This is a genomic window from Campylobacter concisus, assembly GCF_902460895.1.
Classification (GTDB): Bacteria; Campylobacterota; Campylobacteria; order Campylobacterales; family Campylobacteraceae; genus Campylobacter_A; species Campylobacter_A concisus_BC.
In genome coordinates this window covers 1-23,841 of the sequence record NZ_CABPVL010000001.1, presented here as the reverse complement: position 1 = coordinate 23,841, position 23,841 = coordinate 1, and the positions used below count along the sequence as shown (strand labels likewise).

The window sequence follows — 23,841 nt, the reverse complement described above, 5'->3', positions numbered from 1 at the left end:
CAGAGTAAATTTAAGAGAAAATTGTGCTTTAAAGAGCCCTTATAAACTCTTTAAATTTATCTCCTCGCTCGGCGTAGCTCTTAAACTGATCAAGGCTCGCAGCTGCTGGGCTTAGAAGCGCTATCTCGCCACTTTTTAGCTCTTTGCTTATCTCATTTACAGCGTTTTGTAAAAAGTCGCACTTTAGGGCAGGCACGTTAAAATTAGCAGCTAAATTCATAAGTTTGTCGCTGTTTGAGCCGATGGCGTAAATTTTGACTTTAAGACCCTTTAAAATCTCAAATAGCTCATCCATGCTAACGCCCTTGTCGTCGCCGCCTAAGATTAGGTGCATGAAGTGATCTTTGTAACGTTTTACGGCTTGAATGCTCGCATCTATATTGGTCGCTTTTGTGTCATTTACCCAGGTTCGACCCATCTTATCAGTAAATTCTTCGAGCTTGTTTGCTTCAATAACAAATGTGTTTAAAAGCCCTACATCGCAGCGGTCAAATAAAATTTTCTCCACCGCAAGTGCTAGCAGTGCGTCAAGCAAAAACGGCGTTTTAAAGGCTATATCGCTTAAATTTACGCCGCAAAATTTAGCCAAGTCGCTCTCATCTTTATAGGTGATCACTTTGGCTTTTGTAGGCGTTTTAGCGTAAATTTCAGGCACGATAGCTACGCTTGTTTCACTCATGCTAGCAAGCGGCTTAAGCTTTGCTTTTTCGTATTCGCTCATGTTGCCATGCCAGCTTAGATGATCTGGAGTGATCGGCAAAAGCACGTAGATGCCAGGCGTTGTGCGGTTTGTGTAGTGTAGCGTAAATGAACTAGTCTCAAGTATCCAAATTTTAGCGTGCGGGTTTAAATTTGCTAGCGCGATGCCGACGTTTCCGCCCATGACTGAGCCTTTGCTCTCTAGCAGGTGCTGCATCATCTTTGTAGTCGTCGTCTTGCCGTTTGTGCCGCTTATCCAGACGTTAAATGGCAGATGCGCCTTGTAAATTTCATAAAAATAGTCATATTCGCTAATTAAATTTTTAGCTTTTTTTATAAGCTCGTGGTGAGGCGGGATGCCTGGGCTTGGTATCTCTAGGCCGCTTTTTGCTGGGTCAAATTCGCTAACTGGCAAAAGAGCGTTGCCAAACTCGTCCTTAGAAATTTCGCTAAATTTATCATCATATATATCCCAAAGTCCGTTATTTACGAAGTTTTTAGCGATAGCCTTTGTCGTGCCACCATAGCCAAATAGTGATTTTCTCATGCTTTTATCCTCTTTTGCCCCATAAAATTTCTACTATCTCGTTAGCACTTAGCTCACGCATCACGCCCTCTATCTCGCGGCGATCAAAGAGCTCAAAGCTAAATGTTTGGGCAAAATTTAGCTTTAAAAACTCTGCAAAATAAGCGCCTTTGCAGGCAAATGTCACTCTTGCGTAAAATGCCTCTAAAAAATCATCATCAAATTCAGGCACAGGCGCCAACATACGCTCTACGATCTCGCTAAGCTCGTCTTTTGTTATATCAGGCACCACTTTTGGCTCTGGCAAAGCGATGTCAAAGGCGAGATTTTCAGCGCCCTCGGCCTCCCACCACTCGTGCAGGCTAAATTTACTCATATCTTTGCCGCTGATCTTGGCTAGACGCTGCTCTACTTTGTGGTACTCTTCGCCATCCTCATCGCCAAATTCGTCGCAATAGTCGGTATAGGCTAAAATTTGCTCCAAAATTTCATCATATTTTTTTCTAGCACTCTCAAAGTCTGGCTCTATCTGCGCTCGCATGATCTACCTGATCTTTAGCGCGGTTAGTGCGATCAAATTTGCTAAAAGTGCGATGATCCAAAAGCGCACGATGATCTTATTTTCCGCCCAGCCCTTTATCTCAAAATGGTGATGTATAGGCGCCATTAAGAAAATTCTGCGTTTAAAAATTTTAAAGCTGCCCACCTGTAAGATGACGCTTAGTGTCTCAACGACAAAGATGAGGCCGATGATGGTGAGCAAAATTTCATTTTTGGTCGCAACACCCATAAAGCCGATATATGCACCAACGCTTAGGCTGCCGCTATCGCCCATAAAGACCTCGGCCGGATGGCAGTTAAACCACAAAAAGCCCATGAGCGAGCCAATTAGCGCAGAGGCCACAACGACGCTCTCGCCAACGCCTGCGATTTTTGGTAAAAGTAGGTACGAGCTAAAGACAGCGTGGCCACAGATGTAGGCAAAAACGCCAAGAGTTAGAAGCGAAAATATCGATGGCACGGCGGCAAGTCCGTCAAGTCCGTCTGTTAAATTTACCGCATTTGAGGCTGCGACGATAACAAGCGTCCAAAAGAAAATGGCAAAAATTTTCATATCAAAGATCGGCTGCTTGTAAAATGGCAGGTAAAACTCGGTGTTTAGCTCTTTGCTGATGTATAAAAATGCTGCGAGCAAAAAGGCGATGAGAAACTGAAAAAAGAGCTTTGCCTTTGGGCTTAGGCCGGCGTGGTTTTTCGCACCTAAAATTTTGCTGTAGTCATCCTTGTAGCCAAGCAGAGTGAAGCAAACTAGGCAAAAGAGCGATGCTAGCACAAAGGCGTTATCAAGCCTAGCGCAGATGATCGTGGCGATCACGGCCGTAAAGACAAAGACAAGTCCGCCCATGGTCGGCGTTTTGGCCTTTTTTTGGTGAGTTTGTGGGGCTAGCTCGTAGATAGGCTGGGCGGCGTTTTTTGCCTTTGCCCAAGCGATAAATTTAGGCATCAGATAAGCTGTCAAGATAAATGCTATAAAAAACGCGATGCCAGCGCGAACGGTGATATACTGAAAGATATTAAAATTTAAAATTTCATAGATATAGTAAAACATAGGGGCCTTTATTTTAAAAAAAAGCAATTTTAGTATAATGGCCTTAAAAATTATCTAAATTTAAGGATAAAATTTAAAAATGGCTCAAAAAACTATACTTATAATAACTGATGGCATTGGATCAAACAAAAATGGCAAATTTAATGCATTTGAGGCGGCCAAAAAGCCAAACTACGATAAATTTTTTAAAGAAATTCCAAACTCACTCATAAAAACCTCTGGAAACGCTGTGGGGCTACCTGAAGGGCAGATGGGAAATAGCGAAGTAGGGCACATGTGCATAGGAAGCGGACGAGTTTTGTATCAAAATTTGGTCAAAATTTCACGCAGCTTTGATGATGGCTCAATAGCAGAAAATGAAGCGCTAAAGGCTCTTTTTAAAAAGTGCAAAAAAATTCACGTCATGGGGCTATATAGCGACGGTGGCGTGCACTCTCACTTAGAGCATTTTGATGGTATGTGCGAGCTTGCTAGTAAAAATGGCTGCGAGGTTTTTGCCCACGCTATCACCGACGGACGCGACGTTAGCCCAAATAGCGGTTTAAATTTCATCAAAAGCTTGGAGGCTAAATTTAAGGTAGCGACCGTTTGCGGGAGATTTTACGCGATGGATAGAGATAAACGCTGGGAGCGCGTAAAAGAGGCCTATGATAGCTTGGTAGGGGGAGCAAATTTAAGTAGCTTATCGCCAAGCGAGTATCTACAAAAAAGCTACGATGAGGGCGTGACAGACGAGTTTGTAAAGCCAGCAAGCTTTAATGGCTTTAGTGGCATAGGCAAAGATGACGGCGTGATCGTAATAAATTTTAGAAATGATAGGGCAAGAGAGATTTGTCAGGCTCTGGGTGAAGAGAAATTTAGCGAGTTTGAGCGACCTTTTGCTATCAAAAATCTAATCACCATGACCGAATACGACGCAAATTTTAAATTTGAAGTGCTATTTAAAAATGAAAAGATAAAAAACACCCTAAGCGAGGTCATAGCAGCTGCTGGTCTAAGGCAGCTTCACACGGCTGAGACTGAAAAATACGCCCACGTAACATTTTTCTTTAATGGCGGCGTCGAGGAGCTAGCTAGCAACGAAACTAGGGTGCTCATCCCTAGTCCAAAAGTAAAAACCTATGATGAAAAGCCAGAGATGAGCGCTGCTGAGGTTTGCAAAGCCGTGCTAAAGGGCATGGATGACGAGCAAGACTTTATCGTGGTAAATTTCGCAAATGGCGATATGGTGGGGCACACTGGTAACTACGAGGCTGCTATCAAGGCAGTCGAAGCGGTGGATGCGGCTCTTGGAGAAATTTACGCAAAAGCAAGAGAAAAAAACTACGCTATGATCATCACGAGCGATCACGGAAACTGCGAAGAGATGCGTGATAGCAGCGGCGAGCTACTGACAAACCACACTACCTATGACGTCTTTTGCTTTGTGATGGCTGATGGGGTAAAAGAGCTAAAAAATGGCGGCCTAAACAACATCGCGCCTAGCGTTTTAAAGCTCATGGGGCTTGATATCCCAGCTGAAATGGACGAGGCGTTATTTTAAATTTGATAATATAAGCAAAATTTATAAGGAGAATCTATGAAATTTAGCGGAAAAAACGTGCTAATAACAGGTGCAAGCAGAGGTATCGGCGCACAGATCGCAAAGACGCTTGCAAATATGGGCTTAAAGGTGTGGATAAACTACCGCTCAAAGCCTGAGATAGCAGACGCTTTGCAGGCTGAGATCGAGCAAAATGGCGGCAAGGCTGCGGTGATAAAATTTGACGCAACAGACGAAGATGAGTTTATAAAAGGTATAAATTTGATAGTTGATAGCGACGGCGAGCTAAGCTACCTCGTAAATAACGCTGGTATCACAAATGACAAGCTAGCGCTTCGCATGAAAACTAGCGAATTTACAGATGTGATAAATGCAAATTTAACTTCAGCTTTCATAGGATGTAGAGAGGCTTTGAAAGTGATGAGTAAAAAGCGCTTTGGAGCGGTCGTAAACGTCGCATCTATCGTTGGCGAGATGGGAAATGCAGGACAGGTGAATTATTCAGCCAGCAAGGGCGGACTAATCGCCATGAGCAAGAGCTTTGCAAAAGAGGGCGCAAGTAGAAATATCCGCTTTAACAGCGTAACTCCAGGCTTTATCGAGACTGATATGACGCATGGGCTAAGCGATGAGGTGAAAAAAACTTATAGCGATAATATCCCGCTAAAACGCTTTGGCAGTGCTAGCGAGGTGGCCGAGGCGGTTGCATTTTTACTAAGTGATCACGCTAGCTACGTGACTGGCGAGACGCTAAAAATAAATGGCGGACTTTATATGTGATGAAATTTCAACAAGTTTTGAAATTTAAAATAAATAAAAGCGTAAATATTATAAGATAACAGACATTTTTTATAAGGAGACCTTAAATGGCAGTATTTGAAGACGTAAGAGACGTAGTTGTAGAGCAACTAAGCGTAGATCCACAAGCGGTAAAACTAGAGTCTAAAATCATCGAAGATTTAGGCGCTGATTCACTTGACGTTGTAGAGCTAGTTATGGCTTTAGAAGAGAAATTTGAAGTAGAAATTCCTGATAGCGAAGCAGAAAAATTAGTAAGCATTCAAGACGTTGTAAATTATATAGAAAAACTAGGCAAATAATTTAAATTTGCATAGTTTGATTTAAGGAGATGTATTGAAACGAGTCGTTGTAACTGGTATTGGCATGATAAACGCACTTGGTCTTGATAAAGAGAGCTCTTTTAAGGCTATTTGCGAGGGTAAAACAGGTGTGAAAGAGATCACGAGCTTTGATGTAAGCGAATTCCCTGTTAAAATTGCTGCCGAGATAACTGATTTTGATCCAAATAGCATTTTAGACGGCAAAGAGGTGAAAAAAGTAGATCGTTTCATACAGCTTGGCATAAAAGCATCTAACGAAGCTATGGCTGATGCAAATTTTAAGGAGTTTGATGCTCATAAATTTGGCGTTAGTTCAGCGGCTGGTATAGGTGGTTTGCCAAATATTGAGAAAAACTCAATCACATATTTTGAAAAAGGCGTAAAGAGAATTTCGCCATTTTTCATCCCATCTGCACTTGTAAATATGTTAGGTGGCATAGTTTCAATAAACCACGGACTAAAAGGTCCAAATTTATCAAGCGTAACAGCTTGTGCGGCAAGCACTCATGCGATATCACAAGCTGCAAAATGCATAATGATCGGTCAAGCAACAAATATGCTAGTTATCGGCGCTGAATCAACTATCTGTGGCGTTGGCATAGGCGGTTTTGCAGCGATGAAAGCGCTATCAACTAGAAACGATGAACCAAGTAAGGCATCAAGGCCATTTGATGCAAACCGCGATGGCTTTGTAATGGGTGAGGGCGCTGGCGCACTTGTGCTTGAAGAGTATGAGTCAGCTGTTGCAAGAGGTGCTAAAATTTACGCTGAAGTAGTTGGCTTTGGTGAGAGCGGAGACGCACACCACATCACATCACCAACACTTGAAGGTCCATTAAGCGCGATGAAACAAGCACTTGATATGGCAAAAGGCGTAAAGATAGACTATGTTAATGCACATGGTACTTCAACACCAGTAAATGATAAAAATGAGACAGCTGCACTAAAGGCTGTTTTTGGTGATAAGTGCCCACCAGTTAGTTCAACTAAAGGTCAGACTGGACACTGCTTAGGTGGTGCTGGTGCGATCGAAGCTGTCATATCTATAATGGCAATGAGAGATGGCATCATCCCTCCAACGATAAACTACGAAACGCCAGATCCAGACTGTGATCTAGACTACGTTCCAAATAAAGCTAGAAAAGCTGATATAAAAGCTGTCATGAGCAACTCATTTGGCTTTGGCGGAACAAACGGCGTCGTGATATTTAAAAAGTTGGATTAAGATGTCAAATTATTTAGATTTTGAAAAGAGCATAAAGCAGATTGATGAAGATATAGCAAATGCTAAGATCAGAGGCGATGAACATGCTGTTGAAATTTTAAATAAGAACCTATCTAAAGAGATATCAAAAGTATATAAAAATTTAAACGAATATCAACGTTTGCAACTTGCTCGTCACCCAGATAGACCATATGCTATTGACTATATAAATTCATTTTTAGTTGATGGCTATGAGATCCATGGCGACAGGGCGTTTCGCGATGACCCAGCAATAGTCTGCTACATCGGCTATATCGGAGGCAAAAAGACTATCGTTATAGGCGAGCAAAAAGGTCGTGGCACTAAAAATAAACTAAAAAGAAATTTTGGTATGCCTCATCCGGAGGGCTACCGAAAGGCTTTACGCGTAGCAAAATTGGCTGAGAAATTTAACCTACCTATCTTATTTTTGATAGACACTCCAGGTGCGTATCCTGGTGTTGGTGCTGAAGAGCGAGGTCAAAGCGAGGCCATAGCTAGAAATTTATTTGAATTTGCAAATTTAAAAACTACAATAATAGCTGTCGTTATCGGCGAAGGCGGAAGTGGCGGTGCTTTAGCTATTGGTGTGGCTGATAGACTTGCCATGATGAAAAACTCTGTCTTTTCAGTCATCTCACCAGAAGGTTGTGCGGCGATACTTTGGAACGACCCAGCTAAACAAGAGCAAGCCACAAAATCGATGAAGATAACGGCTGATGACTTAAAAAATTTATCGCTTATAGATGACGTGATAAATGAGCCGATAAATGGAGCTCATAGAGATAAAGATGGTGCAGCAAAGGCACTTGCAAACTACTTCATCTCAGAGCTAGCCGAGCTTGAGAAGCTTGATATAAACGAGCTTGTCGCAAAAAGAATAGACAAAATCCTCTCTATTGGAGCTTACGAAGAGTAAAATTTATAGTCGCAAGTGAGTTGAAATTTAAGTAAATTTGCTTGCGGCTCTCCTTTACGCTAAATTTAATACTTTTTTTAAATTTTAAAAATTAAACAATTTTATATTTTTATCCCATTCTTTTAAATTTTAATAACTCATCTATGCGACTTTTAAGTGTTTAAAGCTAAAATTCTTAGCAAATTTCATAAAGGCTATTTGTGGATAAATTTCAAGAAAAATATATAAAACTTTCAAAAGATTACTACAAAAATAACGGCGATGCAACGAGCGTGGAGGCTTTGTATCAGTTCAAAGAAGAGCTTGAAGCAAGCAAGGACGCGCAGGCAAAACACGTTTTAGTCGATATTTATCAGCTTTTGTCTATGCAAAAGAGCGCTTACGAGTTACTTTTAAAGATACACTATAAAAACGACAAAAAGCAGTTAAAAACGCTTGGCTACCTTGCGCAGTTTTTGGATGAGGGCGACAAATGGGCGGTGCCAAGGCCAAAAAGTAAAGAGCAAATTTTAGCTCAAAAGGCAAAGGCTGCCACCTTGCCAAAATTTCGTTATCACCCAGATCCATTAAAAACAGGTGCATTTAAAGATGATATGAGCGTTACCTGCGAGTGCTGCGGTAAAGAGACAGAAATTTACTATGAAAATGGCGTCTATAGCGAGCAAGATATTACATATCTTTGCCCAGCCTGCATCGCAAATGGAGAAGCTGCTAACAAATTTGACGCTACCTTTGTGCAAGATGCCGACAAACTAGCCACTACTGACGCCAAAAAAGATGATGAGCTTTTTAATAGAACACCTGGCTATGAGAGCTGGCAAGGCGAGCACTGGGTGGCGTGCTGTGATGATTATTGCGCATTTTTGGGCGATGTGGGCACTAAGGAGCTTCTTGAGCTTGGCATTGCATACGAGGTCTTTGATGACTACGCAAAAAGAGACGAGTATGACGTCAAAATGGCTCGCGAGCTGCTCGTAGCGGGCGGCGACTTTGCTGGGTATTTGTTTCGATGCTTGCACTGCAAAAAGTATCACATCTACATTGATGCTTGCTAGAAAGAGGAAAAATGGATCTAAATGAAATTGCAAAAGGCTGCAAAGAGCGCGGCTTGGAGGGGCTTTTTGAGTTTTTAAAGCCAATGGCCAAAAATGCTATAAAGATAGATACGCAGGCTAAAGATGACGGTGATATCGCTGTTGGAGTGTCTAAATTTGGCGGACAGCCAGATCTGCCAGTTAGCGTGTCTTGGCCATCAAATGAAAACGGCTCGCTTAGCTTTGTGGCGCAGATAAATTTTGCTGAAGTTAGCAAATTTGACACCGACGGGTTATTACCAAAAAGTGGCATGCTCTATCTTTTTTATGATATAAATTTACGCATTTGGGGCTACGACCCTGCTGATAAAAAGGGCTTTGCCGTGATCTTTAGTGAGGTAGCTCAAGACCAGCTTGCTCGACAAAACGTGGATAGCAGAAATTTCACATTTGGCGCACGCTCTCTTAGCTTTAAAAATGAGCAAAATTTGCCAAGTTTGCAAAGCTCGCTCGTGCCATTTGCCAAATTTAGAGAGGAGGAGTGGGAGGCATATCACGAGATCATCGAGCCAAGCTGGCAGGCCAAAGAAAACAAGCTCCTTGGTCACTCTGACAACATCCAAGATGGCATGGAGCTAGAGTGCGAGCTCGTGGCAAACGGCCTTGACTGCGGCGATGGTAGCGCTTATCACCACCAAAATATCGCGGAGTTTGAGAAAAATGCCGCCCAGTGGCAGCTGCTTTTGCAGATAGATAGCGACTGGGAGAGTGACATGGACTGGGACGGAGAGGGTAGAGTTTATCTATGGATAAAAAAGGACGACCTAGCGGCGCGTGACTTTAGCAAGACGTGGCTAGTTTTGCAAACGAGTTAGGGGCGAAATTTAGCCAAGAGCTTTTGATATGCGTCTGGTAGTAAAATTATTATTGCTGTTTTTTGGTGAGCCATATAAATTTCGCGCTTAGAATATGTAAATTTAAAGGCAAATGGTAGATTAAATTTACGCTACTTAGATCAAATTTAATTTTTTTATAATTTACCGCCAGCTAAATTTACCTTGCAAGTGACTTTTACTCCCAAACTAGCGGCTTAACACCAAATTTGCCAGCTTTTTTATATTCTTTTTCTAGGTTGCACTCGCGTTTTTTTGTTTTTTTGCGTGACCGCTCAAAAGCGTATCTTTATGCCAGTTGTGATATTTGGCATTTATATCTTTTAAATTTCACGTAACCAGCAAATCTATCCATACGCCAAATTTAGGCAAAATTTAGTAAAATCCTTAAAAAATTTAAAGGCAAAATATGTTTAATGGCTTAATCAGGGAGCTTGCCGAGGTCATTAGCTACTCGCAAAATGTTTTACGACTAAAGGCTAAATTTCGTCCAAATTTAGGCGATAGCATCGCAGTAAATGGCGCTTGCTTAAGCGTCATAAAACTATACGATGATGGCTTTAGCGTGGAGCTAAGCGCAGAGAGCAGGGCAAATGTCGCGGTTGAAAATTTAAGTGGCTTGGTGCATATCGAGCCCGCGATGAAGCTTGGCGAGCGCGTAGATGGGCATTTGATGCAAGGGCACATCGACTTTATAGGCGTGATCTCGGCTATAAAAAAGCATGAAAATGGCGTTGATTTTTACATAGACTTGCCATGTGAGGCGATGGCTCTTATGGCAAACAAGGGCTCGGTGGGAGTCGAGGGCGTGAGCCTTACGATAAATGAAATTTTGCCAAAGGGCATAAGGCTAACCATTATACCGATCACATTTAGAGATAGCCTTTTTGGCACTTTCAAGGTCGGCAGACGCGTAAATATCGAGAGTGACCTGCTGGCTCGCTACGTGGCTAGGATGATTGAAGCTAAGCAAAATGGCGGCCTTAGCTGGGACGAGATCGAGAGAATTTCAAGCCTTTACTAAGCGAGTGAAGATGCGTGAAAATTTAGATATCGTTTTTGATAAAAATGGCATTATGGCTGGCTTTACAAACAGGCTTGGCGGCGTGAGTGAAGGTAACTTTAGCTCGCTAAATTTGGGCGATCACGTGGGCGATGAGCCAAAAGATGTCATAAAAAATAGAGAAATTTTGGCTAGAAATTTAGGCGTTAGGCAGCTTAAATTTATGAAGCAGATCCACTCGGACAAAGTTTTTGTCCTTGAAAATGAAAAAGACGAGCTGCCAGAGTGCGACGCTGTGATCACAAATTTAAGTGGTGTAGGCATCTGCGTTTTGGTGGCTGACTGCTCGCCAGTTGTGATGATAGATGAGAGGCAGGGCGCTATCTGCGTGGCTCATGCAGGAAGAGCCGGCGTGATGCTAAAAATTTGCACAAAAGCAGTTACGCTTATGGGCGAGAAATTTGGCTCAAGAGCGGGCGAGATGAGCGTCTTTGTCGGAGCAAATATAAAAGGCGGCTGCTACGAGGTGGGCGAGCTTGATCTTGGGGAATTTAACGCATATAAGATAGGTAGAAATTTTGATATGAACGCGGCCTTGAGAGATGAATTTAGCGCACTTGGGGTTAGAAATTTAAACTTTAGCGAAGTCTGCACGCACTGCGATGAGAGATATTTTTCATACCGAAGAGACGGCGTGTGCGGCAGATTTTGCGGATTTGCAGTGAAATTTAAGGATAAAAATGGGATATGAGAGCTTTAAAAATCCACTAGCGGCAAAAATAGCTCAAAACGCTAGAAATTTGGGCTTTGAGCAGCTTATGAATGAAGAGTTTGTGCAGATGCTACTTAGCTCAAAAAAGATGGAGCTAAGCGCCGTGGATAGAGAAAATATCGAGCAAATTTTTATAAAACTGATGGAGATAGAAGAAAAAGTACAACTTAGCAAATAAAGGAGAAAATATGCTTTTGCTTAAAAATGCTAATCTATACACGCCAAAATTTCTTGGCAAATGCGATGTTTTGGTGGGTGGCGGTAAAATTTTAGCCATCGGCGAGGGGCTAACTTTTAGCGTAGAAGAGCTTAGCGTTTACGACCTAAAGGGCAAGGTTTTAGCTCCAGGCCTCATTGATCAGCACGTGCATATCACGGGTGGTGGCGGAGAGGCTGGATATCACTCAAGAACGCCTGAGATCACGCTTAGCCAGATCGTAAAATACGGCACTACGACGCTTGTTGGCGTTTTGGGGACAGATGGTGTCACTAGAAGCCTGGAAAATCTCTACTCAAAAGCAAAAGCGCTCGAGTTTGAGGGCATCTCGACCTTCATCCACACTGGCTCATACGCAAGCCCCTGTGTGACATTTACCGGTGACATCGCAAAAGATCTCATACTAATTGACAAAGTGATCGGCGTAAAGATCGCACTGACCGACAACCGCGGCAGCTACGTCTCAAAAGAGGAGCTCATCAAAATTCTAAGCAAGATACGCATAGGCGGCATGGTCTCTAAAAAAGGCGGCGTGCTTCACATGCACATGGGCGGACTAAGCGAGAAATTTGACAACGTCTTTAAGGTGATAAAAGACTATGAATTCCCAGTTCATTACTTCTCGCCGACGCACTGCGCTAGGACGAAAGACCTGTTTAATGAGGCTTTAAAATTTCAAAAAATGGGCGGAAACATCGATATCACGAGTGGTGGTAGTAAATTTGCCCCACTTCACGAGGTGGTGGCTTACGGCCTTGAAAATGGGCTAAATTTAGAGCGCCTAACGATGAGCTCAGATGGCAACGGCAGCGTGCCTAAATTTAACGAAAATGGCGAGCTAGTGGGATATGGCTGCGCGTCATGTGCGTCAAATTTAGAGGTATTGCAAGCTTTGGTGAGAAATAAAATTTTAAAGATAGAAGACACTTTGGCTTTGATGAGTAAAAACGTGGCGAGATATCTAAATTTAAGCCAAAAAGGCGAGATAAAAGTAGGCAACGACGCTGATCTTTGCGTCTTTGACGAGGAGCTAAATTTATACGACGTGATCGCAAAAGGCGAGTTTTGCGTTAAAGACGAAAAGGTCGTTAAAAAAGGCTTTTTCGAGTAAATTTAAAGAAATTTGAGCTTTATTTGTAGCTAAAGAAATCTTTAAATTTAGCTTCAATAAAGCCAAGTTTCAATATAATCCAAGCTTTATTTCACACACGACAATCCTAAATTTGGTTGTGCGAAAGCATTAATGGTCGTGGAGGATAAAACTAAATTCAAGGCAAAATGCCTATAACAAGGAGAAACTCATGGTAACTATGAGAGATTTATTAGAGTGTGGCGTACATTTTGGTCACCAAACACGCCGCTGGAACCCAAAGATGAAAAAATTTATCTTTGGCGAGAGAAAAGGTATCTATATTATAGATCTACAAAAGACTATCCGCTACTTCCGCTACACTTACAACATCGTTCGTGACGCAGCTGCTGAAGGCAAGTCAGTGCTATTTGTCGGTACTAAAAAACAAGCTATCGACGCTATCAAAGAGTACGCTGAAAAATGTGGAATGCCTTATGTAAATCACCGCTGGTTAGGTGGTATGATGACAAACTTCGGTACTATCCGCCAGTCTATCCGCAAACTAGAAGTTATCGAGACTATGGAAGAAGATGGTTCGATAAATTTACTAACTAAAAAAGAGGCTTTGATGCTTCGCCGCAAAAAAGAGAAACTTATCGCAACTCTTGGCGGTATCCGCAATATGAAAAGCCTACCTGATATGATATTTGTTGTTGATACAGTTAAAGAAAAGATCGCCGTTCAAGAGGCAAATCGCCTAAAGATCCCAGTTGTAGCACCGATCGATACAAACTGCGATCCTGATGTTGTTGATTATCCTATCCCAGGAAACGATGACGCGATCCGTTCTGTTCAGCTTTTCTGCCAAGAGATGGCTGAGGCGATCAACGAAGGCAAATCACTTCTTGAGCAAGATGGTGGCGAGCAAGCTGCTGGAGAAGAAGTAAGCCAAGATGAGAAAGACGCAGTTGTAGCTGAGGCTATGAGCGAAGAAGACTTTGGCGAGGATGAAGAGTAATGGAAATAACTGCACAAATGGTAAAAGAGCTCCGCGAATCAACCGGAGCTGGTATGATGGACTGCAAAAGGGCACTTGGCGAAGCAAATGGCGACATGGAAAAAGCTGTTGACATCCTTCGCGAAAAAGGCCTAGGTCAAGCTGCTAAAAAGGCTGACCGCCTTGCAAGCGAGGGCTTAGTAAGTGTTGAAGTTTGCTCAAAATGCAAAAAAGCAACTATCAGTGAGATCAACTCTGAGACTGACTTTGTTGCTAGAAACCCACAGTTTCAAGCGCTTGCAAAAGACACAACAGCTCACATCCAATCAAGTGGTATAAAAACAGTTGAAGAGCTAAATACAAGCACTTTAAATGGTGTTAAATTTGAAGAATACTTCAAAACTCAGATCGCAACTATCGGTGAAAACCTTGTAGTTCGCCGCTTTGAGACTATTAGCGCTGATGATAAGGGCGTGGTAAATGGCTATGTTCACTCAAATGGCCGTGTTGGCGTGCTTATCGGTGCAGCTTGCGAAAGTGCTGAAGTTGCAAACAAAGCAGCTGAATTTATAAGAAATTTATGTATGCATGCAGCTGCTATGAAGCCAAGCGTTATAAGCTACAAAGACCTTAATAAAGAGTTTGTTGAGAAAGAATTTATCGCACTTCGCGCTGAGCTTGAAAAAGAAAATGAAGAGTTAAAACGCCTAGGCAAGCCACTTCACCACATCCCTGAGTATGCTAGCCGCTGCCAGATAGGTGAGGCTGAGCTTGCAAAAGCTACAAAAGCGATTGAAGAAGAGCTAAAAGCTGAGGGCAAACCTGAGAAAATTTGGGACAAGATCATCCCTGGCAAGATCGAGAGATTTTACGCTGATAACACAGTGCTTGACCAACGCCTTACACTTTTAGGTCAGTTTTATGTAATGGACGATAAAAAGACTATCGAACAAGTTATTGAAGAGAAAAGCAAAGAGCTTGGCGGCAAGATCGAGATCGTAAAATACGTTCGTTTCGAGCTTGGCGAAGGCTTAGAGAAAAAAGTAGATGACTTTGCTGCAGAAGTTGCTGCTCAAATAGGCTAATGGAAATTTTAAGAGCGTCTAATCTAGGCTTTGCGTATGATTATACGCTCTTTAACAATATAAATTTAACTCTCAATCAAAAACAAAGTATCGCGATAACTGGTGTTAGCGGTTGTGGCAAATCAACGCTTTTACACATACTTTCAACACTTTTAAAGCCAAATTTTGGCGAGGTCATCTATCAAGATAGATCGATCTATGAGCTTTCTCAAAATGAGCTTTTGGCCATTAGAAGGCTTCATTTTGGCATTATTTTCCAGTCGCACTATCTTTTTAAAGGCTTTAGCGCTTATGAAAATATCGAGCTTGCAAGCATCTTATCTGGCGAAAATATAGAAAAAAATGATCTTGAAGCACTTAAAATTTCAAGCGTTATTAACCAAAAAGTTGGAGAGCTAAGCGGCGGCCAGCAGCAGCGCGTCAGCATCGCTAGAGTGCTTACTAAAAAGCCAAAGATCATCTTTGCAGACGAACCAACAGGCAACCTTGATAAGCAAACAGCAAATGAAGTGATGCAAGTTTTGTTTGACTATATAAATGAAAATAACGCTGCCCTTGTTCTAGTCACTCACGACAACGACCTAGCCGCGAAATGTGACAACTCATACAGGCTTGAGAACAAAGAGCTTGTGCAAATTTCTTAAAATTTAGCTTCAAATTTCTAAAAACGACCACATAAATTTAAAAAACAAAGTAAAATTTTGTAAAATTAGCAAAAAATTTAAAAGAGCAAAATGGAACTAGTAGAATTTTTTGGAGCCGATAAAACCATAGTTTTTATGCTTTTGTTTGCACGCCTAAGCGGTCTCATCGTTTTTTTTCCATTTTATTCGCACAACCAAGTCCCGCTTACAGTAAAAACGCTTTTAGTTTTTGTCCTTTGTGTCGTGCTATTTCCCATCTCTAAAGCTCATGAAAACTCTATAAATTTCCTAGTCGGTGAGATCTTGGGCGAGGTTATGCTGGGTCTAAGTGCTGGACTTATGCTAACCATCATATTTGCCACGCTTCAAATGGCAGGCGAGCAAATCTCGATGGTCATGGGCTTTTCGATGGCCTCTGTGCTTGACCCACAAACTGGCACAAACTCTCCAGTCATAGCAAACCTTATAAATTTCATCGCGCTATTAACATTTTTGGCATTTGACGGCCACCATTTGCTCCTTCAGTTTTACGCTAGCTCGCTTGCTGTTGTGCCGCTTGGCGATTTTTATCCACGCCCTGGCATCATGAGCTATGCGATAAATTTATTTACAAATTTGTTTATGTTTGGCTTTATCATGTCATTTCCCATCATCGCCCTATCTTTGCTCTCAGACTCTATCTTTGGCATGCTCATGAAGACGATGCCGCAGTTTAACCTACTAGTCATCGGCTATCCTATCAAAGTGACGATCGGATTTTCCGTTTTGATAGCCATTTTAGCAGGCATTATGAAGATCATGAGCGACCTACTTTTAAAAGTGATAAATGATCTGCCGGCTCTGTTTTTTTAAGAAAATAGCAATGAAATTTATCATAGAATAGGCTTTTACTATTACAAGGAGGGATGATGAAAGTTGCTCTTATAAATAAAAATCCAGCAGTTTCACGTCTGATAACTTTAAGTCTGAATAAAATCGGTACCGAATATAGCGAATTTGAGGATCTAAATGGATTTGACGATACTCAATTTGACTTTATCATAATCGATAGTGACGTGGACAGCAGCGAGCTTGCGACTACAAAAGATGTGATGTATCTAGCAAGTCGTGGCGAGAGCAAACCAGAATTTGCTACTTTGATGCTTGAAAAACCATTTTTACCGACTGAATTTATAAGTGTTTTTGAGCAAAATAGGCCAAAAGATGAGCCAGCTCCTGAGCATGGTGCGAGCGAGCAAGGCGAAAGCGACTTTGGCGACTTTAGTGATGAGGCTATAAATTTTGACGAGATGTCAGGGTTTAAGCTACCTGATATAGATACAAATTTAGAAAATTTCGCAGACCTTGACAAAGAGCTTTTAGAAAGTGGCATAGATAGCCCAAGCGAGGAGATTAACAAGAGTGACTTGCAAGAGGAAAATGAAGCTAGCGATGTGGAGTCTTTAGAAGAGTTTGAGGACCTGCAAGAGCTTGCTAGCGAAGACCTTGCTGATGAGAGTGTGGATGAAGAGACTAGTGAAGCGATAAGTGATGCAAATGAGAGCGAAGAGAGCAAAGATGGCGATCTAGCAGAGCTTAGCGCGCTTGTCGATGAGATAGAAAATATGCCAGAAGAGTCTGAAGCAGATGAAGAGCTAAATAAAAATTTAGATGATATTATTAGCCAAAATGACGTTGCAGGCTTGGTTGATGATGAGAATACGGGTGGCGAGCTTGATGAGATAGATCAGAGTAAATTTGAGCTTAGTGAGATCGATTCACTTGATGAAGAGCTAAATAGCGAAGAGGCTGACGAAGAAAATAAAAATTTAGACGATACTGAGCTAGATGTTCAAAATTTAGAGCAAGAAGAGCTAAATTTAGACGAGCTAGCTAAATTTGATGATGAAGATAGCCTTGAAAATGAGATAAATTTGGAAGATGAGCCTAAAGATGAGGAGAATTTAGATGAGACTTCTAATGCTGATGAAGAGCAAATTCAAGTAGATGATGAAAAAGCAGAAGAGGATATAGAAGAAGAGGCTTTGGATGAAATTTCAAGTGAGGAGCTAGAAAATTTAGAGTCTAGTGAGAACACTTTTAGTGAGATGCCAGTAGAAGAGCTAGAAGATGTGAGCGAGCCAGAAGCCAAAGAAGATCTAGGCCTTGCGGATGAAACTTTCGAAGAAGAAAATGCTCAAGAAGAAGACACGAAAGATGAGAGCAAAGACGCAGCATCAAGTGAGTTAAATTTTGACGTGGCATCGATAGATGATATAGATGAAAACACGATGTTAGCGGCATTTGGACTAAAAGATATGCCTCAGACAAGATCAAAAAATGATGCAAAAGAAGACTACAAAGAAGAGCTAACTAAAAAGATCACAAAACACGTCCATGAGTCGCTAAATGAGAGCTCGCTAAGAGATGTGCTAAAAGATATGAACATCAAGATAAATATAAGTTTCGAGGAAAAGTAGTTGCAAGGACAAATTTTAGTAGTTTCTGGACCTAGCGGAAGCGGTAAAAGCACGCTTTTGGGCCGTCTTTTAAAGGAAGAGAAAGACCTATATTTTTCTATCTCAAGCACAACAAGAGCCAAAAGAGAAGGCGAAGTTGATGGGGTGGATTATTATTTTATAAAAGAAGATGAATTTAAAAGCGGAATAGAAAAAGGCGAGTTTTTAGAGTGGGCGCAAGTGCATAAAAACTACTATGGTACGAGCTTAAAGCCAGTTTTAGCAGCGCTTGAGGCTGGAAAGATAGTTATATTTGACATCGATGTGCAGGGCTTTCACATCGCACTTGAGAAATTTAAAAGCTACATCACTTCAGTTTTTATAACAACTGCGAACAAAAAAGAACTCAAAAGACGCTTGAAAAACCGCGGAACAGATAGCGACGAGACGATAGAAAATCGCTTGATGAACGCAGTTGGAGAGATGGAACATATTTTAGAGTATGATTATTTTTTAGTAAATGATGATATAGAAAAGAGCTACAAAGGACTAAAATCAATCCTTCGAGCGATGAGGTTAAAAAGCGCTAAGATAAACTTAAGAAACGTCATCGACGAGTGGATAGATTGCTAGAAATTCAGGAATTTATGATAATATTTTGAGAAAATTTGATAAGGAGAAAAGATGGGTTCTTTTAGTATTGGCCACTGGTTGATCGTTTTGGCGATCATTGTATTACTTTTTGGAGCAAAGAAGATCCCAGAGCTTGCAAAAGGACTAGGTAAGGGTATAAAGACTTTTAAGGCTGAGATGGAGGACACAACTCCTGAAAAGAGCGAAAAAGTCGAGCATAAAGAAGATAGTGCTACTAGTCAAAAGATAGAAGAAACAACTAAAAACGCATAGGTTTTAGAGTTGAAAAATAAAATAAAAGCTGAAATTTCAAAGGTTTTAGAGCGTGAATTTGTGCTTGAGAAGCCAAAGGATAAAAATTTAGCCCACTATGCGACGCCACTTTTTAGTCTTGCAAAGGAGCTAAGAAAGTCGCCGGCTATGATAGCTAGCGAGTTTGCTGATAAATTTAGTGACAGTAATATAGTGGAAGCTAGCGCGGTAAATGGCTACTTAAATTTCAAGCTTAAGAGCGAATTTTTAGATGAAATTTCAAAGCAAATTTTGCTAGATAGCGAAAATTTTGCAAAAGAAGATGCGAAAAAAGATAGCTATTTAATAGAATATATCAGCGCAAATCCAACTGGACCGCTTCACATCGGGCACGTTAGAGGCGCAGTTTATGGCGATACTTTGGCAAGACTTGGCAAAAGACTTGGCTACGCCATCTCAACAGAATACTACATAAATGATGCGGGCAATCAAATAGATCTGCTTGGCACATCGATATCACTTGCGGCTAAAGAGCAGCTTTTTAACGCAAGTGTCGTCTATCCAGAGAAATATTACCGCGGGGATTATATTTTAGATATCGCTAAGCTTGCAAATGAGAAATTTGGCAAGGAAATTTTTTATGACGAGAGCAGAAACCTTGAGCTTGCTGAGTTTGGCAAGGATATCGTGCTTGAGATCATCAAAAAAGACTTGGCTGATGTTGGCATTTTTATAAAGAGCTGGGCTAGCGAAAAAGCTCTTTACGACCGCCTGGAGCCAACTATAGAAAAGCTAAAACGCTCAAATCAAATGTACGAAAAAGAGGGCGCTACTTATATCGCTTCGACCACGCTTGGCGACGACAACGATAGGGTTGTGGTTAGAAATGACGGCAGACCGACATATCTAGCTGGCGACATCATCTATCATAACGCTAAATTTGAGAAAAATTTTGACCACTATATAAACATTTGGGGCGCGGATCACCACGGATATATCGCAAGGCTAAAGGCTGCGATAAATTTCCTTGGTTACGATGAAAACAGGCTTGAAGTGATACTTATGCAGATGGTTAGCTTACTAAAAGAGGGCAAGCCATATAAAATGAGCAAGCGTGCTGGCAATGCGGTGCTGATGAGTGATATTGCGAGTGAGATCGGTGCTGAGGCGCTTAGATTTATCTTTATAAGCAAGGCAAATACGAGTAGTTTGGAATTTGACGTGGATGAGCTTAAAAAAGAGGATAGCTCAAACCCTATTTTTTATATAAACTACGCTCACGCTAGGATAAATCAGGTCTTTGCAAAGGCTGGAAAAAGCGTTAGTGACGTAATAAATGCAGACTTTGAGTGCCTAGATGAAAATGCTAAAAATTTACTTTTTGAGGCGCTTATATTGCCTGAAATTTTAGAGGATGCTTTTGCTTCAAGGCAGCTTCAAAAAATACCAGACTATCTAAAGTCACTAGCTGCTAGCTTTCATAAATTTTATAATGAAAACCGTGTGGTTGGAAATGAAAATGAAGATAGCTTACTAAAGGTATTTGCAGTCGTTGCTGTCTCGATAAAAACAGCATTTAATATAATGGGAATCACAGCTAAAGATAGGATGTAAGATTTAAATTTCAGATAAAAAGGATTATTAAGATGAGTGGTATAAATTTTGGTTTGATAGGCGCTAGTGGATATATAGCTCCAAGGCATATGAGGGCTATTAAGGATACAGGCAATGAACTGATTGCAGCTCTAGATCCCTATGATGGAATAGGAATAATGGATAGTTATTTCCCGCAAGCTTATTTTTTTACTGAATATGAAAGGTTTGATAGATTTGTTGATAAGTGGCGAAGAAACGGTAATAAAAAAATAGAGTATATTGCAATAACTACTCCAAATTATCTACACGACAGCCATATTCGTTTTGCTCTAAGAAGCGGAGCAAATGCAATATGTGAGAAGCCACTTGTTTTAAATCCGCATAACATAGATCAATTAAAAATAATCGAAGAAGAGAGTGGCAAAAAAGTATTTAATATTTTACAGCTAAGGCTTCATGAGTCAATTGTTGCATTAAAAAACAAAATTTCAAAAGAGCTTTTACAAAATCCAGACAGAATTTATGATGTAGATTTGACCTATTTAACATCTCGTGGTAAATGGTATTTTATATCATGGAAGGGCGATGAAGATAAGTCTGGTGGCGTTGCTACAAATATTGGAGTGCATTTTTTTGATATGCTCTCTTGGATTTTTGGACCTATAGAGGAAAATATAGTTCACCTTAAGCAACCTGATGCAAATGCAGGATATATGAGGCTTAAAAACGCAAATGTTAGATGGTTTTTGTCTGTCAACTATGATTATATTCCTGAGAATATAAAAAACAGTGGAAAAAGAACTTTTAGAAGTATTAAGGTTGATGGTGATGAAATAGAATTTTCCGATGGTTTTACTGATTTGCATACCAAAAGCTATGAGCACATCCTTTCAGGAGAAGGATTTGGCTTGGATGAGGCTAGAAATTCCATAAATATTGTTTCAAGTATAAGAAAAATGTCACCTATTGGATTAAAAGGAGAATATCATCCTTTTTGTAAAAAGGTGGTAGAATAATGCCATATTTTGCTCACGAAAGTTCGTTTATAGATAGTGATGTAATAATTGGGGAAAAAACAAAGATTTGGCATTTTTCTCATATATTAGCCAATTCTATTATTGGACAAAATTGTTCATTTGGTCAAAATTGTGTTGTTGGACCAAATGTTAGAGTCGGTAATGGTGTAAAAGTGCAGAATAATGTTTCAATATATGAAGGTGTTGAAATAGAAGATGATGTGTTTTTGGGACCATCTATGGTTTTTACAAACGTTATAAATCCACGCGCTTTTATAATTAGAAAAGAAGAATTTAAAAAAACACTTTTAAAAAAAGGCTGTAGCATTGGTGCAAATGCTACTATAGTTTGTGGTGTTACTATCGGTGAGTATGCTCTCATAGGAAGTGGAGCTGTTATAAATCGCGACGTGAAACCTTATGCGCTTATGGTTGGTGTGCCGGCGCGACAAATAGGTTGGGTTAGTAAGGCAGGAAATACACTGAAATTTGATGGCAATGGATTGGCTGTTGATGATTTTGACGGTAGTAGTTATAGGGTAGTTGATGAAAATTTAATAGTAGTAAAAGAGTAAAATATGAATATAGATTTTGCAAATTTAGCGTATCAACACGAACTTTACAAAGATGAAATAGAAAAAGCTATTTTAAAGGTTGCTAGAAATTGTAACTTTATAATGGGAACTGAAATTTCTGAATTTGAAACGGAACTAGAAAAATATATAGATGTTAAGTATGCCATAAGCTGTAGTAGTGGAACTGACGCCATTTTGATGGCTCTAATGGCTATTGATATTAAGCCAGGTGATGAAGTTATTACAACACCTTTTACTTTTGTAGCAACATCTGAAATGATTGCTTTGCTTGGAGCAAAACCAGTTTTTGTTGATATCGATGAAAAAACTTATAATATAGATGCTAATAAAATAGAAGCAGTCATAACTTCAAAAACAAAAGCCATACTTCCAGTTTCACTTTATGGTCAGCCTGCTGATATGGACGAAATTTCAAAAATAGCCAAAAAACATAACCTAAAGGTTGTAGTTGATGGTGCGCAGAGTTTTGGCGCAACATTTAATGATGTCAAAGATTTGGCTCTTGGTGATATCGCTACTACATCATTTTTCCCAGCTAAACCACTTGGCTGTTATGGTGATGGTGGTGCTGTTTTTACAAATGATGAAAATTTGGCGGTAAAGTTAAAATCTCTACGCTTACACGGGCAGTCAAAAAGATATCATCATCAGTATATTGGTATTGGTGGTAGATTAGACACTATTCAAGCAGCTGTCTTGTTGGTAAAACTTAGACATTATAAAAAAGATTTATCATTAAGACAAGAGGTGGCATCTAAATATATAGATGCATTGCAAGATAAAAATGTAATATTGCCATATATTGATAGTAGGGCTCAGTCAGCTTGGGCACAGTATTCTATTAGGATAAAAAATAGAGATGAAGTGCAACTAAGATTAAAAGAAGCCGGTGTGCCAACAGCTGTACATTATCCTATGCCGCTTCATTTGCAAGAGTGCTTTAAATATCTAGGATACAAATTTGGTGATTTTCCTGTTGCTGAGAAAATTTCAATAGAGATAATGAGTTTACCTATGAATCCGTATTTAACAGAAAATGAAATGAATTATATTTCAGAAAAATTTACTAATTTGTAAATTAAAAGAGGAATAGTTTTAATGATATATATATTGTTGCCCGCATATAATGAAGAGAAATCCATAGACCAACTTTTCCCTAAAATAGATAGAGTATTAAAAGGCGAGATGAACGCTGATTATCACATAATAGTTTGTAACGATGGAAGTTCTGACAATACAGGAAGAAAGCTGAAAGAATATTCAAAGCTCTTTCCTATAACAGTTATTGAACATGTCATAAATAGAGGTTTAGGCGAGACGTCTAGGGATCTTTTTGAAAAAGCTGCAGAAATTTCAAATAATGAGGATATTATTATTAGAATGGATTGTGATGATACGCATGAGCCAAGTTTTATTCCAAATATGATTGAAAAAATAAATGATGGATTTGATGTGGTTATTGCGTCAAGGTTTGTACAAGGCGGAGGACAGGAAGGTTTGAGCACCTATAGGACTATTATATCAAGATTAGCAAATATTTTTATGAAAGTCTTTTTTCCAATAAATGGGCTAAAAGAATACTCTTGTGGGTTTAGGGCATATAGGGCAAGTGCGATAAAATATGCTATTAATATTTTTGGTAATAATTTTATTCAATTAAAAGGACTTGGCTTTACTGCTACTTTGGAGAAGATCGTTAAACTTAAAATGATAGGTGCAAAATTTGGAGAATCGCCATTTGTGTTAAAGTATAATCAGAAACGAAGTGAGTCCAAAATGGTTAGCTCAATTACTACTTTTGGATATGCATCTTTAGCCTTGCTGTATTATTGGCCATGGGGTGGATGGAAATCTAAATATAAAAATATTAAAAAGATACATTAAATAAGCTGTTTGTAATATTAAAATAATGAGATGGTATGTGTGGTATAGT

26 protein-coding genes are annotated in these 23,841 nt (G+C 40.1%); 23 read left to right on the top strand and 3 right to left on the bottom strand.

Annotation, left to right across the window (positions count from 1 at the left end; genetic code table 11):
• Window positions 1-28: 28 nt before the first annotated feature.
• From murD to mraY, 3 genes are read right to left on the bottom strand one after another with little or no spacing between them, the layout of a single operon-like run.
• Window positions 29-1,246 carry a UDP-N-acetylmuramoyl-L-alanine--D-glutamate ligase gene (gene murD, locus F3G98_RS00130; RefSeq protein WP_149725579.1) on the bottom strand — a complete coding sequence of 406 codons (1,218 nt, stop codon included), beginning with the start codon at window positions 1,244-1,246 and terminating at the stop codon, window positions 29-31.
• A 4-nt stretch (window positions 1,247-1,250) separates the two neighbouring features.
• Window positions 1,251-1,766: a hypothetical protein gene (locus F3G98_RS00125; protein ID WP_149725578.1), complete on the bottom strand. Its 516-nt coding sequence runs from the start codon at window positions 1,764-1,766 to the stop codon at window positions 1,251-1,253.
• A gap of 3 nt (window positions 1,767-1,769) precedes the next feature.
• A complete protein-coding gene (gene mraY, locus F3G98_RS00120) occupies window positions 1,770-2,834 on the bottom strand; it encodes a phospho-N-acetylmuramoyl-pentapeptide-transferase (RefSeq protein WP_103606821.1) in 1,065 nt (354 codons plus the stop codon).
• Window positions 2,835-2,913: 79 nt separating this feature from the next.
• On the opposite strand from mraY, the gene gpmI reads away from it, so the two are divergent.
• From gpmI to F3G98_RS00005, 23 genes are all read left to right on the top strand, one after another.
• Window positions 2,914-4,377 carry a 2,3-bisphosphoglycerate-independent phosphoglycerate mutase gene (gpmI, locus tag F3G98_RS00115; protein ID WP_149725577.1) on the top strand — a complete coding sequence of 488 codons (1,464 nt, stop codon included), beginning with the start codon at window positions 2,914-2,916 and terminating at the stop codon, window positions 4,375-4,377.
• Between the two features lie 36 nt (window positions 4,378-4,413).
• Window positions 4,414-5,157, top strand: a complete 744-nt coding sequence (gene fabG / locus F3G98_RS00110; RefSeq protein ID WP_021083753.1) for a 3-oxoacyl-ACP reductase FabG — start codon at window positions 4,414-4,416, stop codon at window positions 5,155-5,157.
• Window positions 5,158-5,243: 86 nt separating this feature from the next.
• Window positions 5,244-5,477 (top strand): acyl carrier protein, encoded by a 234-nt coding sequence (gene acpP / locus F3G98_RS00105; protein ID WP_002941395.1) that lies wholly within the window; start codon window positions 5,244-5,246, stop codon window positions 5,475-5,477.
• 34 nt (window positions 5,478-5,511) lie between these two features.
• Window positions 5,512-6,723 carry a beta-ketoacyl-ACP synthase II gene (locus tag F3G98_RS00100; protein ID WP_021085320.1) on the top strand — a complete coding sequence of 404 codons (1,212 nt, stop codon included), beginning with the start codon at window positions 5,512-5,514 and terminating at the stop codon, window positions 6,721-6,723.
• Between the two features lies 1 nt (window position 6,724).
• Entirely contained in the window at window positions 6,725-7,660 is a 936-nt protein-coding gene (gene accA / locus F3G98_RS00095; protein ID WP_149725576.1) for an acetyl-CoA carboxylase carboxyl transferase subunit alpha, read from the top strand.
• Between the two features lie 200 nt (window positions 7,661-7,860).
• A complete protein-coding gene (locus F3G98_RS00090; protein WP_149725575.1) occupies window positions 7,861-8,715 on the top strand; it encodes a CbrC family protein in 855 nt (284 codons plus the stop codon).
• 11 nt (window positions 8,716-8,726) lie between these two features.
• Window positions 8,727-9,569 (top strand): YwqG family protein, encoded by an 843-nt coding sequence (locus F3G98_RS00085; protein ID WP_103608612.1) that lies wholly within the window; start codon window positions 8,727-8,729, stop codon window positions 9,567-9,569.
• 427 nt (window positions 9,570-9,996) lie between these two features.
• Window positions 9,997-10,611, top strand: a complete 615-nt coding sequence (locus F3G98_RS00080) for a riboflavin synthase (protein ID WP_149725574.1) — start codon at window positions 9,997-9,999, stop codon at window positions 10,609-10,611.
• Between the two features lie 10 nt (window positions 10,612-10,621).
• A complete protein-coding gene (locus F3G98_RS00075; protein WP_149725573.1) occupies window positions 10,622-11,341 on the top strand; it encodes a purine nucleoside phosphorylase YfiH/LACC1 family protein in 720 nt (239 codons plus the stop codon).
• Window positions 11,331-11,540 carry a hypothetical protein gene (locus tag F3G98_RS00070; protein WP_002941393.1) on the top strand — a complete coding sequence of 70 codons (210 nt, stop codon included), beginning with the start codon at window positions 11,331-11,333 and terminating at the stop codon, window positions 11,538-11,540. The genes F3G98_RS00075 and F3G98_RS00070 overlap by 11 nt, the downstream gene beginning before the upstream one ends.
• A 10-nt stretch (window positions 11,541-11,550) precedes the next feature.
• Complete coding sequence (gene iadA / locus F3G98_RS00065; protein ID WP_103608615.1) at window positions 11,551-12,690, top strand: beta-aspartyl-peptidase; 1,140 nt, start codon at window positions 11,551-11,553, stop codon at window positions 12,688-12,690.
• 190 nt (window positions 12,691-12,880) lie between these two features.
• Window positions 12,881-13,669, top strand: coding sequence for a 30S ribosomal protein S2 (gene rpsB / locus F3G98_RS00060; RefSeq protein WP_002941277.1), 789 nt, complete (start codon window positions 12,881-12,883; stop codon window positions 13,667-13,669).
• Window positions 13,669-14,733, top strand: a complete 1,065-nt coding sequence (gene tsf, locus F3G98_RS00055) for a translation elongation factor Ts (RefSeq protein WP_103608616.1) — start codon at window positions 13,669-13,671, stop codon at window positions 14,731-14,733. Before rpsB ends, tsf begins: the two co-directional genes overlap by 1 nt.
• Entirely contained in the window at window positions 14,733-15,377 is a 645-nt protein-coding gene (locus F3G98_RS00050; RefSeq protein WP_103608617.1) for an ABC transporter ATP-binding protein, read from the top strand. Before tsf ends, F3G98_RS00050 begins: the two co-directional genes overlap by 1 nt.
• A gap of 90 nt (window positions 15,378-15,467) precedes the next feature.
• Window positions 15,468-16,229 (top strand): flagellar biosynthetic protein FliR, encoded by a 762-nt coding sequence (gene fliR / locus F3G98_RS00045; RefSeq protein ID WP_103608618.1) that lies wholly within the window; start codon window positions 15,468-15,470, stop codon window positions 16,227-16,229.
• A gap of 56 nt (window positions 16,230-16,285) precedes the next feature.
• Window positions 16,286-17,836: a Highly acidic protein gene (locus tag F3G98_RS00040; protein WP_149725572.1), complete on the top strand. Its 1,551-nt coding sequence runs from the start codon at window positions 16,286-16,288 to the stop codon at window positions 17,834-17,836.
• Window positions 17,837-18,448, top strand: a complete 612-nt coding sequence (gmk, locus tag F3G98_RS00035) for a guanylate kinase (RefSeq protein WP_009294763.1) — start codon at window positions 17,837-17,839, stop codon at window positions 18,446-18,448. It begins immediately after the preceding gene.
• Window positions 18,449-18,499: 51 nt separating this feature from the next.
• Window positions 18,500-18,721: a Sec-independent protein translocase subunit TatA gene (locus F3G98_RS00030; RefSeq protein ID WP_103635478.1), complete on the top strand. Its 222-nt coding sequence runs from the start codon at window positions 18,500-18,502 to the stop codon at window positions 18,719-18,721.
• 9 nt (window positions 18,722-18,730) lie between these two features.
• Window positions 18,731-20,314 carry an arginine--tRNA ligase gene (gene argS, locus F3G98_RS00025; RefSeq protein WP_149725571.1) on the top strand — a complete coding sequence of 528 codons (1,584 nt, stop codon included), beginning with the start codon at window positions 18,731-18,733 and terminating at the stop codon, window positions 20,312-20,314.
• Between the two features lie 32 nt (window positions 20,315-20,346).
• A complete protein-coding gene (locus F3G98_RS00020) occupies window positions 20,347-21,312 on the top strand; it encodes a Gfo/Idh/MocA family oxidoreductase (protein WP_012140264.1) in 966 nt (321 codons plus the stop codon).
• On the top strand, window positions 21,312-21,887 hold the full coding sequence (locus F3G98_RS00015; RefSeq protein ID WP_180995835.1) for an acyltransferase: 576 nt from the start codon (window positions 21,312-21,314) through the stop codon (window positions 21,885-21,887). The genes F3G98_RS00020 and F3G98_RS00015 overlap by 1 nt, the downstream gene beginning before the upstream one ends.
• 3 nt (window positions 21,888-21,890) lie before the next feature.
• The gene (locus F3G98_RS00010) at window positions 21,891-22,985 is read left to right on the top strand and encodes a DegT/DnrJ/EryC1/StrS family aminotransferase (protein ID WP_103608622.1); all 1,095 of its coding nucleotides are present in this window, start codon (window positions 21,891-21,893) and stop codon (window positions 22,983-22,985) included.
• A gap of 21 nt (window positions 22,986-23,006) precedes the next feature.
• Window positions 23,007-23,792 (top strand): glycosyltransferase family 2 protein, encoded by a 786-nt coding sequence (locus F3G98_RS00005; RefSeq protein WP_103608623.1) that lies wholly within the window; start codon window positions 23,007-23,009, stop codon window positions 23,790-23,792.
• The last annotated feature ends 49 nt before the right edge of the window (window positions 23,793-23,841 follow it).